Genomic DNA, 13,941 nt, shown 5'->3' with positions numbered 1-13,941 from the left:
CGAGCGATTGCTCCGCCCATGCAAAAGATCGGCGTGGAAGGCGGGAGTCCGGACTCGACCTCATAAGCTCATCGCACCGATCCCAATCGCTTGCCACCAACCGCAAGCGCGCTCACTTGCCAGGACATTGGCGCTCACATCGTCGCGCTCGCCACGTTTTGCATGCGGCCCCAAGCGTATTGCCTGCGAAATCAACGTGAATAAGCGGATGCGTAAAGCAGTGACCTTACGCACACCTTACACGGGTGAAAAGTTTCGTATGATGGTCCGACAAGGGACAGGGGTGTCTCGCCTTACTGGCTAACGACACCGGCAATCGCCGGCCGCCGTCCGACGTGTTTGAAGACACTGGCGCTCGCATGGAGCAGCGCCGGAGGGGGATCGTGAGCTCTTCAACTGGCAAGGCTGTCGTGTTCAGGCAAGCCATGGCGCACGTGTCGCGAGCCATTGGACTCGCCGGCAGTTGCGCGCATCCGCAACGCCGCTCCACGCCGCTCGCGCTGAGCAGTGTCGACCAGCCACGGCCGCCTCCGCTCACCTGATCCGCCGGCGTCACGCCGGCCATCGCCACGCGCGGCATGCCGCGCAATCCACTTTCCATCCCCGGTGGCCGCAGGCCGCCGCGCGGACGCTGCTTGCTCCTTACAGGGGAAAACCTGATGAATCGTGTATTCCGCATCGTGTGGTCGCGGGCCTTGAACGCCTGGGTCGTCGCTTCCGAACTGACCGGGAAGCATGGCAAGGGGCGTGGCTGCTCCGGCGCTGCGGGCGCGGACGAGCGCGCAGCGCCGGCGCGCTCGAGCCTCGGCGCATGGACGCTGCGGCTGGCGGTGCTCGCCGCGCTGGCCGTGCCGCAGGTGCATGCCGCCGACCGCTACTGGGACGTCAACGGCGGCTCCAACGGTAGCGGCGGCACCGGCGACTGGGATCTCGTCTCGCCGTATTGGAACGCCGCCAACGATGGCGTGGCGGGGCCGTTCTATACCTGGAACAACGCGGCGCTCGACAACGCGATCTTCGCCGGCACCGCGGGCATCGTCACGCTCAAGGCGCCGGTCACGGTCAACACGCTGACCTTCAACGTGGCCGGCTACGGCATCAACGGCGGCACGCTCACCCTGGCCGGCACCACGCCGGGCGTGGTCGGCACGGCCACCATCAACTCGGTGATCGCCGGCACCGCGGGGCTTACCAAGAGCGGCGGTGGCGCGCTGGCGCTGAATGGAGCGAACACGTTCAGTGGCGGCATCAACATCACCGGGGGCTCGATCTCCGTCACCAACGACGCCGCCCTCGGTGCCGCGAGCAACGGCATCACCATGGCCAATGGCGCGGGATTGTCGGCCAGCGGCGGCCAGCTCGCCTCGACTCGCGTGGTCACGCTGACCGGCGGCACCGTCGTGCTGACCGGCAACGGCGTCGGCTACGCCCGTTACACCGGGACCGGCAACGTCAATGCCGCCAGCGGTGTCGTCATGGGCAACGCTGTCAGCAACTACGACGGCGTGACCAACTTCTATTCCGGCGGCACGTATGGCATCACGTCCATCGGCAACATTGGCGAGGCGAGCGCGGTAGGCGCGCCTACCACGGCGGCCAACGGCCTGATCGTGGTACAGGCCGGCGGTGGCCTCGGCGGCACGCTGAACTACGGCGGCGCCGGCAACGTGACCAATCGCGACTTTCGCTTCGCCAATACGTCCAGCGGCGGCACGGCGCTGCGCCAGGTCGGCGCCGGCACGCTGACGCTGACCGGCAACGTCGGACTGACGGGTGTATGGACGACCGGCCACAGCTTCCAGGCGGTCTCGGGCGACATGCAGCTGCTGGGCATCATCAGCAGCACCTCGGACCGCACGGTCGGCTACTCCGGCAGCGCAGGCCGCACCATCACGCTGGGCGGCGCCAATACCTATGGCGGGCCAACCACCATCAACACCATCACGGTGATCGCGCCCGTGCTGGCGGACGGCGGTACCGCCAGTTCGTTCGGCGTCAACAACCTCGGCAACCTCAACCTGCAGAGCGCCACCTTGCGCTATGTCGGCGCGGCCACCTCGACCAACCGCACGCTCACCTCCGACGGCATCAGTGCGTTCTACAACGATGGCACGGGCGCGCTCTCGTATACCGGCCAGGTCGCCTTCGTCAACGGCGGCACCGACACACTCACCCTTGGCGGCAGCTACGCCGGTGCCAACACGGTAAGCGGCGCCATATCCAACACCGGCAACCTGGTGGTCAACGGCAGCGGCAGCTGGCTGCTGAGCGGCGCCAACACCTACGCGGGCACCACCACGGTGCAGGCCGGCACGCTCACCGCGGGCAGTGCCAATGCGTTCGGCAGCTCGAAGGGCCTGGTCGTCAACGGCGGCACGCTGGATTTCAACAACTTCGACATCGCCGTGCCTTCGCTGGCCGGCACCGGTGGCACGGTGCAGCTCGGCAGCGGCTCGCTCACGCTCAACGCCGCCAGCGGCACCGCCAGTTATGGCGGCGCGATAGCCGGCAGCGGTGGCCTGACCAAACTCGGTGCGGGCACGCAGACGCTCAGCGGTGCCAATACCTACACCGGCGCCACCTCCATCGGCGGCGGCACGCTGGCGCTGGACTTCACCGTGGCCGGCGCGCCGGCGAGCAACATCGTCAGCGCCAGCTCCTCGCTCAATCTTGCCGGCGGCACGCTCTCGATCAAGGGCAAGGCTGGCGCCAACAGCCAGAGCTTCAACAGCCTGAACGTCACCGCCGGCAGCAACCGCATCAGCGCCACCGCCGGCACCGGCGGCACGCTGACGCTGGGCCTGGGCGCGATCAACCGCAGCGGCGGCCTGGTCGATTTCGGCTTCAACACCGGCAGCACCATCACCACCACGCATGCCGACGGCGCGCTCGGCGGCTGGGCCACGGTCAACGGCACGGACTACGCGCAGGTCACCGGCGGCGTGATCACCGCTTTCAACGCATATGCCAACAAGGACGATGCCAGCACTTGGCTCAACGGCGACATCGTCAGCGACGAAGGCGGCAATGCCAACACGCCGTACTTCGGTACGGTCAATGGCAGCGTGGCGCTGGGCGGGCTCAAGGTCACCGCGCCGTCCAATTCGGGAGTGAATATCGGTGCCGGCAATACGCTGAGCGTGGATGGCAGCATCATCGTGTCGCCGTTGTCGGGTACCGCGTCGCAGGTCTTCCAGGGCGGCAGCATGACCGGCGGAGCCGGTGGCAGTCCGCTGGGCGTGCTGCAGAACGGCGGCGGCGTTTTCAGTATCAGCTCCACCATCGTCGATAACGGTGGCGCCACCAGCTTCATTTCGGGTGGCTCGGGCGCCGGCACGGTGGCGCTCAATGGCAGCAATACCTATAGCGGCGCGACCACCGTCAGCGGTGGCACGCTGCGGATCAACAGCGTGGCCGACGGCGGCGTGGCGAGTGCGATCGGTGCGTCGAGCAATGCCTCGTCCAACCTGGTGATCGAGAACGGCACGCTGCGCTATATCGGCGCCACCGCCAGCAGCGACCGCGGCTTTACCCTGGTCAATGGCGGGCCGTCGCGCACCATCCAGGTGGACGGCACGGCCAACGTGACATTCAGCGGCGTGGTCACCAGCCCCGACGATGCCGGCTTCAACAAGACCGGCACCGGCACGCTGACGCTGGCGAATGCGGCCAACGATTTCGTCGGCGTGCTGACGGTGAGCAACGGCACGCTGTCGGTCGGTACGCTGGCCAACGGCGGCACGGCCAGCGGTATCGGCGCCGGTACCAGCGATCCGGCCAATCTGGTGCTGCAGACCGGCGGCGGCCTGCAATACACCGGCGCCACCACGTCGACCGACCGCGGCTTCACGCTCGGTTCGGGTGGCGGCCATGTCGACGTCGCGCAGGCTTCCACCACGCTTACCGACAGCGGCACGGTGACCGGCGCGGGTTCGCTCACCAAGGACGGCGCGGGCACCTTGGTGCTGTCCGGCACCAATACCTACAACGGCGGCAATACGGTCAATGCCGGCATCCTGCGCGCCGGTTCCAACCAGGCGTTCGGCGGCGCCGCCAATGGCTCGGGCGCGGGACGCCTCACGGTCAATGCGGGTGCGACGGCGGATCTGGCCGGCCACAACGTATGGGTGGGCGGCCTGTACGGCGCCGGCAATGTCACGCTCGGCGCCGGCACGCTGCAGACCAACACCACCGGCAACTTCAGCGGCGCCATCAGCGGCACCGGCGGCGTGTCGATCAACGGCGCCACGCAGACGATGAGCGGCTGCGGCAACACGTATACCGGCGCCACCACGCTCAACTCCTCCACGCTCAGCACCGACTGCCTGGCCAACGGCGGCCAGGCCAGCGGCGTGGGCGCTTCCAGCAGCGCGCCGGCCAACCTCACGCTGTACGGCGGCACGCTGCTCTACACCGGCGCGAGCGTGGCGATCGACCGCGGCATCCTGCTCAGCGGCAATGGCGTGATCAATATCAGCAATGCCGCGACCACGCTCGGCATCAGCGGTCCGATGCAAGGCGTCGGGCAGTTCCAGAAGCAGGGCGCGGGCACACTCGTTCTGAGCAGCACCAACACCTACACCGGCGGCACGTATATCCGCGGCGGCGTACTGCGTGCTGCCGCGACGAATGCGTTCGGCACCGGCTACATGGCGCTGGACAACACCGCGGGCGTGCTGCTGGATCTCAATAACTTCAATACCAGCGTCAGCTACTTCAATGGCGGCTGCACCACCGGCGGCAATATCGACCTGGGCAGCGCGACACTTACCGTCACCAATGGCGCCAGCAGCGGCGCGGCCGCCAGCTTCGGCGGCGTCATGAGCGGCAGCGGCAACCTGGTGAAGAACGGCGGCGGCTTCGAGTACCTTTCCGGTGCCGCCAGCACCTATACCGGCACCAACACGATCAACGCCGGCACGCTGCAGGTGTTCAAGCTCGCCGATGGCGGCGCGGCCAGTTCCATCGGTGCATCGAGCAATGCCGCCGGCAATCTCGTGCTCAACGGCGGCACGCTGATGTACCTGGGCGCAGGCGACAGCAGCAACCGCCTGCTGACCCTGGGCGCTTCCGCCAGCAGCGCGCTGGATGCTTCCGGCACCGGCGCGGTGCAGTTCACCAACACCGGCGCGCTTGCGTTCAGCAGCCCCAACACCACGCAGACGGTGACGCTCACCGGCACCAGCACCGACAACAACAGCCTGGCCCTGCAACTGTCCGACAACGGCACGGGCAAGACCTCGGTGCGCAAGACCGGCACCGGCACCTGGATCCTGCGCAACCCGGCCAGCACCTATACCGGCACCACCACCATCATCGGCGGCGTGCTGGGCGTGGACAAGCTCGCCAACGGCGGCCAGGTCAGCAGCCTTGGCCAATCCTCCAGTGCCGCCGCCAACCTGGTGATCGGCAGCGGCGCGACGCTGCGCTACACCGGCGCGGGCGACACCACCGACCGCCTGTTCACGCTGTCCACCGGTTCGAGCGTGATCGAGTCCTCCGGCACCGGCGCCATCGTGTTCGCCAACACCGGTTCCGCGGCTTATGCCGGCGCCGGTAACCGCACGCTGGGCCTGGGCGGCACCAACACCGGCCTCAACGTGATGGGCGGCAGCATCATCGACGCCTCCGGCGGCATCACCACGGTGGCGAAGAACGACGCCGGCACCTGGGCGCTCACCGGCACCAATACCTATACCGGCAATACGGTGATCAACGGCGGCATCCTGCAGCTCGGCGCCGGCGGCACCACCGGTTCGATCGCCAGCGCGAACGTCATCGTCGCGGCGGGCACGCTGGCGTTCGATCGTTCGGATACCTCGATCGTGCCGGGCACCATCTCCGGCGCCGGCACCGTGGTGCAGCAGGGCAGCGGCACCACGGTGCTCACCGCCGCCAACACCTACACCGGCGGCACCACGATCACCGCCGGAACGCTGCAGCTAGGCAACGGCGGCGCCAACGGCAGCATCCTCGGCGACGTGGTGGACAACGGCACGCTGGCCTTCGACCGTTCGGACGTCTATACGTTCGGCGGCCTGGTCTCCGGCACCGGCGGCGTGACCCAGCTGGGCAGCGGCACCACCGTGCTCACCGGCACCAACACGTACAAGGGCGCCACCTCCGTGCAGGCCGGCACGCTGCTGGTCAACGGCGACCAGTCCGGTGCAACGGGCGCCACTACCGTGCAGAACGGCGGCACGCTGGGCGGCAAGGGCATCGTCGGCGGCGACGTGACGGTGGCCAACGGCGGCGCGCTCAATCCCGGCGATGCCGGCGCGGCGGGTACGCTCACCGTCAATGGCAGCCTGGCCTTGAATGCCGGCGCCGCGATGAACTACCAGTTCGGCCAGGCCAATGTGGTGGGCGGCGCGCTCAACGACCTCACCGTGGTGCACGGCAACCTGAGCCTGGACGGCACGCTCAACGTGGCGGCGACGCCGGGCGGCAGCTTCGGCCCGGGCCTGTACCGCATCATCAGCTACGACGGCACGCTCACCGACAACGGCCTGGCGCTCGGCACCACGCCGTCCGGCAGCTTCCAGGTGCAGACTTCGGTGGCGCACCAGGTGAACCTGCTCAACAGCGGCGGGCTCACGCTCAACTTCTGGGACGGCCCCAACGGCAATGCCAACAGCACTATCGACGGCGGCAGCGGCGTCTGGCAGAGCTCCGCCGGCAACGCCAACTGGGCCGACCAGACCGGCCAGTACAACGCGCCGTATACCGATGGCGAGTTCGCCATCTTCATGGGCGCGCCGGGCACGGTGACGGTGGACAACAGCCTGGGCGCGGTAACCAGCTCAGGGATGCAGTTCGCGGTAAACGGCTACACCATCGCCGGCGGCACGCTCACCTTGAGCGGCGCGCCGAACATCATCCGCGTGGGCGACGGCACCGCCGCGGGCGCGGGCATGACGGCGACCATCGCCTCAGTGCTGGCCGGCACCGGCGGCGTGGTGAAGGACGATCTCGGCACCCTGGTGCTGAGCGGCGCCAACACCTATGCCGGCGGCACCACCGTCAACAGCGGCGTGCTGCAGGTGGCGGGCGATGCCAATCTCGGCAATGCGGCGGGCGGCCTGGCCTTCGACGGCGGCACGCTGCGCAATACCGCGGCGATCACCTCTGCACGCGCGGTGACGATCAACCAGGGCGGCGCCACCTTCGAGACGCAGGCGAACCTGGAGCTGAGCGGCACCGTCACCGGCGCGGGCGGGCTTACCAAGACCGGCAACGGCAACCTCACCCTGGACGGCAGCAACAGCTATACGGGCGGCACCATCATCAACGCCGGCCGCGTCATCGTGTCCGGCGATGCCAACCTCGGCGATGCCAGCGGTGCGCTGACCTTCAACAACGGCGTGCTGGAGAACACGGCCGCCGTCACCTCGGGCCGCGCGATCACGCTCAACGGCGCGGGCGGCCGCTTCCTCAACGATGCCGACCTGACGCTCAACGGCGCCATCGCCGGTGCGGGATCGCTGAACAAGGACGGCGGTGGCACGCTGATCGTGGGCGCCGACAACAGCTACACCGGCGGCACCCTGATCCAGGCCGGCACGCTGCAGATCGGCAACGGTGGCAGCAGCGGTTCGATCCTGGGCGCGGTGGCCAATAACGGCACCCTGGTCTTCAACCGCGCCGACACCCTGGCGTTCGCCGGCCAGGTCTCCGGCACCGGTTCGATCGAACAGCAAGGCGCCGGCACCACCGTGCTGAGCGGCAACAACAGCTACAACGGCATTACCGCCGTGCGCGCGGGCGGCCTGTTCATCAATGGCGACCAGAGTGCCGCGACCGGCGCCACCTCGGTCGATGCCGGCGGCACGCTCGGCGGCAAGGGCGTCATCGGCGGCGACGTGGCGCTGGCCGACGGCGCCACGCTGAGCCCGGGCGATGTGGGCAGCGCGCCGGGCACGCTCACCGTCAAGGGCAACCTGGGCATGAGCAATGCCAGCAATCTCAACGTGAATCTCGGCCAGGCCAACGTGGTGGGCGGTCCGCTCAACGACCTGGTGCAGGTGAATGGCGATCTCGCGCTGGATGGCACGCTGAACGTGGCGGTGTCTTCCGGCGGCAACTTCGATCCGGGCATCTACCGCATCGTCGGCTACAACGGCGCGCTCACCGACAACGGCATGACCATCGGCTCGGTGCCTTCGCCGGATTACTTCCTGCAGACCTCGATCGCGCACCAGGTGAACCTGGTCAACACGGCGGGCCTCAACGTCAACTTCTGGGACGGCAATGGCGCGCGCGGCGACGGCCAGGTGCAGGGCGGCGACGGCGTGTGGCAGAACAATGCCGGCAACGACAACTGGACGGTGACCGACGGCAGCATCAACGCGCCGTACCAGGACAACTCCTTCGCCATCTTCAGCGGCACCGGCGGCACCGTAACGGTGGACGGCAGCCTCGGCGCAGTGAACAGCGGCGGCATGCAGTTCGCGGTGGACGGCTATCGCGTGCAGGGCGACGGCATCGCGCTCGGTGCGTCGCCGACCGTCATCCGCGTCGGCGACGGCACCACGGCCGGCACCGGCATGACGGCGACCATCGCTTCGGTGCTGAGCGGTACCGGTGGCATGACCAAGTCCGATCTCGGCAGCCTGGTGCTGGCGGGCGACAACACCTACACCGGCGGCACCACCATCACCGATGGCGTGCTGCAGCTGGGCGAGGGCGGCACGGCCGGCTCGATCCTGGGCGATGTGGCGAACAACGGCACGCTGGCATTCAATCGCTCGGACAGCTACGCGTTCGGCGGCGTGATTTCCGGCACCGGCGCGCTGATGCAGAAGGGCAGCGGCACCACCGTGCTCAGCGGCGCCAACACATATACCGGTGCGACCACGGTGCAGTCGGGCAGCTTGCTGGTGAACGGCAACCAGTCCGCCGCCACTGGCGCCACCGCGGTGCAGAGCGGCGCCACCCTGGGCGGCATGGGCACCATTGGCGGAAATGTAACGGTGGCCGACGGCGCCACGCTGAGTCCGGGCGATGCCGGCGCGGCGGGCACGCTCACCATCAACGGCAACCTCGCACTGGGTGCCAACAGCAAGCTCGCCTACCAGCTCGGCCAGGCCGGCACGTCCGGCGGCGCGCTCAACGACCTCACCGCGGTGCATGGCAACCTCACGCTGGACGGCACGCTCGACGTGACCGCCACCGCGGGCGGCAGCTTCGGCGCGGGCGTGTACCGCCTCTTCAGCTACGACGGCGCACTGACCGACAACGGCCTCGCGCTCGGCGCGGTGCCGAGTACCGATGCCTTCGTGCAGACCTCGATCACCCATCAGGTCAACCTGGTGAACAGCGCCGGGCTGACGCTGAGCTTCTGGGACGGCCCGGGCCACGCCAACGACGGCGCTATCAGCGGCGGCACCGGCACCTGGCGCCTGGCCGACAACGATTACTGGACCGACGCCAGCGGCGCGCTCAATGCGCCGTACACCAATGGCACCTTTGCGGTGTTCGGCGGCACGGGCGGCACGGTGACGGTGGACAACGCCAACGGGCAGGTAAGCGCGTCGGGCATGCAGTTCCAGGTGGACGGCTATCGCGTGACCGGTGGTTCCGTCACCTTGGCCGGCGGCGCCGACACCATCCGCGTGGGCGACGGCACCGCGGCCGGTGCCGGCATGACGGCCACGATCGATGCGGCGCTGAGCGGCAGCGGCATGCTGGTGAAGGACGATCTCGGCACCCTGGTGCTGACCGGCGCCAATACCTATACCGGCGGCACCACGGTGCATGCCGGCACGCTGCAGGTATCGAACGACGGCAGCCTCGGCCAATCCTCCGGCAACCTGTCGATCGACGACGGCACGCTGCACACCACCGGCAATATCCTCAGCAGCCGCACGGTCGGCGTGGGCGGCGCCGCCACCATCGACACCGACGACGGCACCACGCTGCAGCTGGCCAACGGCATCGGCGGCAGCGGCAGCCTGACCAAGGCCGGCAACGGCACGCTGGTGCTGGCCGGCACGTCGAACTACGGCGGCGCCACCACGGTGGCGGCGGGCACGCTGGCGGCGGCGGTGGACAATGCATTCAATGCCGCTTCCGCGTTCACCGTGCAGGGCAATGCCACGCTCGATCTCGCCGGCCACGCGCAAAGCATCGGCGCATTGAGCAACGCCGGCACGGTGCACTTCGGTGCGACGCCGGGCACCACGCTGACGGTGCGCGGCGACTACACCGGGCAGGGCGGCACGCTGCTGTTCAACACGGTGCTTGGCGACGACAGCTCCGCCACCGACAAGCTGGTGGTCGCCGGCAACACCTCCGGCAACACCACGGTGCGTGTCAACAACGTCGGCGGCGCGGGTGCGCAGACCGTGCAGGGCATCAAGCTGATCGACGTGCAGGGCACGTCCAGCGGCACGTTCGCCTTGCAGGGCGACTACGTGTTCCAGGGCCAGCAGGCGGTGGTGGCCGGTGCGTATGCGTATCGCCTGTACCAGGGCACGGCCAATGCGAACGACGGCGACTGGTATCTGCGTTCGGCGCTGGTGAATGGTTCCACCGGCCCGACGGATCCGGGCAACCCCGGCAATCCGCAGCCGCTGTACCAGCCCGGTGTGCCACTGTACGAGGCCTATGCCGGCATCCTGCAGCAGGTCAATACGCTGGGCACGCTGTTCCAGCGCACCGGCGACCGCCTGTGGACCGGTGTGCAGGCCGAGGACAATATGAAGCCCGGCGAAGGCCTGTGGATGCGTGTCGAGGGCGGCGACCAGAGCTTCAAGCCCGAGACCAGCACCAGCGCCACGCGCTACGACCTGTCGACCTGGAAAGCCGAGGCCGGCATCGACACCACGCTGAGCGAAGGCGAGGGCGGCAAGCTGGTGGGCGGCGCCACGCTGCAGTACGGCCGCTATCAGTCGAATGCGCAGTCGGTATACGGCCAGGGCCGCCTGAAGACGCGCAGCTACGGCATCGGCGGCACGCTGACTTGGTATGGCGAGAACGGCTTCTACGTCGACGGCCAGGCGCGCTGGTCCAGTCTCGATACCGATCTGCGTTCCACCACGCTGGCGCAGTTGCTGGAAGACGGCAACAAGGGCAGTGCGTATGCCGTTGGCGTGGAAGCGGGCCGGCGCTTCCGGCTGGGCGACCAGTGGTCGCTGATTCCGCAGGCGCAGTTGACGTACGGCAAGGCCAGCTTCGACAGCTTCAACGATGCGTTCGGTGCGCACGTGGCGCAGCAGCAGGGCACCACGACCACCGCGCGTGCCGGCGTGATGGCCGATTACCGCAGTGCGCGCCAGGGCGAGTCCGGCTCGGTCGCCACGCACGTCTATGCCATTGCCAACCTGTATCGCAACTTCGGCGGCGATGCGCGCGTGAACGTGGCCGGCACCGACTTCACCTCGCGCAACGAGCGCCTGTGGGGCGGCTTCGGCCTGGGCTCGTCGCTGGACTGGGCGGACGGACGCTATTCGGTCTACGGCGAGGTGCAGGCTTCGACCGGCTTGAAGCACTTCGGGGATTCGCATGCGCTCAACGGGACGTTGGGCTTCCGCATGCGGTGGTAATGGCCCGGAGCCCCTCTCCCGCGTGGGAGAGGGGCTGCTTTTTACGGCTGAAGGAACGCGCCGGGATCAGAACACGCGATAGGACCTGGTGGTCTCTTCGCGGTAGCCGCGCTTGCGCATGCAATCGTTCCTGATGTCGGAACGGGCGTCGTCGTTCCTGTCGACCTCCTTCTTCTCGGTCGGTACCCAGCGATCCTTGCTGCTGCATTTCTTCTTGCCGTCGACCTTTGTGCATTCTTCGAGTCCGTACTCGGTGTGGCCTGGGATGACCACGGTATAGAGGTCGACCGGTGCACTGCGATAGGCCTCGGCGCTGCAGAGCGTCCAGTCCTGGCGCTGGGTGAGGGACGAGGTGCCCGGCCTGGTCCATTCGGTGGTCTTGCATGCAGTCAATGACAGCATGGCGATGAAAAGCGGCAGCAATGAGCGGCGCATGAAAGGCGTCCTGGCGGAGATGACGAGCCGCCGATGCTAGGTTTGCGCAGGGACGCCGATCATCCGGATTTTTCGAGCACCGGCGGCTGCCGGGGCCAGCAAGGCCTTGCCCGTTATCCCTCGTACAGTTCGCCGGCCTTCGACCGCTTCGTCATGTTGGCCGCCCTTGCTGGGCTGGTCCTGCCTTTGCGATCCCCGTCACGGTCGCCGGTGCGGTAAGAGCGCAAGGATAGACAACGTTGTCATCGCCGTTCGACGGGTGCTGCTGTTCGTATCTTGGGCCTTTTTCATCCCGTCCGGTAAGGGCGTGGATGCGTGAGGCTGCGCGCGGCTGACGGGAAAGAGGGGAATCGTTGTCATTCCGGCCGATGGATACCACGGCCCATCAGCAGCCTTCACTCGGAGACATGCCCATGCCCAGCAAGCAGCATCTGGCGAAGTGGTCCACCCTCGGCATGCGCGCGATCGCCACGGCGACTTTGACCGTCGTGTCCATCGGTGCGCATGCGCAATCGCAACCGGCTTGTTCGGCCGCCTGGAACGCCTCGACCATTTACGTCGGCGGCGACAAGGCGAGCGAGAACGGCGTCAATTACACCGCCAACTGGTGGACGCGCGGCGACGATCCAGCCGCGCACAGCGGCGCTTCCGGGAGCGGCCAGCCGTGGACGGTGGTGGCCAATTGCGGAGGCGGCACCAATCCGCCGCCGCCACCTCCGCCACCGCCGCCGGTTGGCAGCACCTCCGGCACGATCAACTTCCATCTGCTGCTGGGCGTGGGCAATGCGCAGGACCAGCTGGTTCTCACGGGCGACAACTACACCGACCTGATCGTGTCCAACCTGATCGCCGGCGTGATGTACGGCCATCTGGTGCAGGAGTACTACCCCGGCCTGCAGTTCAACAAGGACTACGTCTACGGCTCGGTGCTGGCACAGCTGCTGCAGGAGAATATCGCCACGCAGGATTATGTCGGCACCGGTCCGCTGATCGATCCCTCGCCCGACCAGCAGGCGGTGATGGGCGTGGGGCAGGGCGGTCCGTACCAGATCAACAATTACGCCGCGGACATGGTGTCCGGCAGCTATGCGCCGGCCGGGCATTCGCTGATCAATTACATCGCGATCCAGAAGAATATCGGCTACACCATGGCCACGGCCGCCACGCAGTACAGCAAGCCGACGCCGGCCTCGTTCAACAACAAGTATTACGGGCCGATGCTGACGGCCTATTTCCACTACAACGATTTTGTCGCGCTGATCGTGACCGGCACCGGCGAAGGCGGATGGGTCACGCCATGGCAGCCGGCCTTCAATAATGCGCTGGTCAATTTCAAGACGCTGCCGAACAACTTCTTCGACGTGCTGTTGAACGTGGCTTACAACCAGGGCTATTACGGCGGTCTGGTGGGAAGCTACAGCCGGCTGGGGGCGACGGCCACGCCGGCGACGGTGGCATCCGTGGATGCGTACAGCTCGATCTGGGGCGTGCAGGATACGTATCGGCAGTATCCGTACCAGGTGCGTTATTACCTGGACCAGTTGTACGACAAGCCGATACCGACGACGAGCGCGACCACGCTGGTGACACCGGCCAATCACGTGTACGTCAGCGCAGGAACGCTGGGAAGCGTGTTCTCCAGCGTGTTCCAGACCTTGGCTTACGCGAACGCTTCCGGCACTTCGTCCAGCTATATCTCGGCGGCGCAGGCGCAGGCGGCGTTCAATACGGCGCTGGGGCAAGCGGGTGTGGCCGGCACGGCGAGCCTGGATATCGGCAATGCCGCGGACCGGGCGAAGCTCTTCAGCGTGCTGGAGTTTGCGATCGGGAATCTCGAGAGCAGCCTCGGCATGAAGTTCAATGCGACGACGCTTTCACAACTCTGAGGCGTAGGTTGGGGTGAGCCAACGGCGAACCCCAACAGGCGCCCGGCCGTGGCGTTCCTGTTGGAGTTCGCTGC

3 protein-coding genes are annotated in these 13,941 nt (G+C 67.5%); 2 read left to right on the top strand and 1 reads right to left on the bottom strand.

The genetic code is table 11. The features are described 5' to 3' along the window. Positions 1-659 precede the first annotated feature (659 nt). Entirely contained in the window at positions 660-11,546 is a 10,887-nt protein-coding gene (locus KK141_RS10090; protein ID WP_214570525.1) for an autotransporter-associated beta strand repeat-containing protein, read from the top strand. Positions 11,547-11,612: 66 nt separating this feature from the next. Here KK141_RS10090 and KK141_RS10085 read toward each other — a convergent pair whose 3' ends face one another. Then, positions 11,613-11,981, bottom strand: coding sequence for a hypothetical protein (locus tag KK141_RS10085; RefSeq protein ID WP_214570526.1), 369 nt, complete (start codon positions 11,979-11,981; stop codon positions 11,613-11,615). 413 nt (positions 11,982-12,394) lie between these two features. Between KK141_RS10085 and KK141_RS10080 the strand changes: the two genes are divergently transcribed. Further along, positions 12,395-13,867, top strand: a complete 1,473-nt coding sequence (locus KK141_RS10080) for a carbohydrate-binding protein (RefSeq protein ID WP_214570527.1) — start codon at positions 12,395-12,397, stop codon at positions 13,865-13,867. Positions 13,868-13,941 lie beyond the last annotated feature (74 nt).

Source organism: Dyella sp. LX-66, from assembly GCF_018599165.1.
Lineage (GTDB): Bacteria > Pseudomonadota > Gammaproteobacteria > Xanthomonadales > Rhodanobacteraceae > Dyella_D > Dyella_D marensis.
The sequence above is the reverse complement of the archived record's forward strand: the minus strand, read 5'-3'. Positions and strand labels throughout refer to the sequence as shown.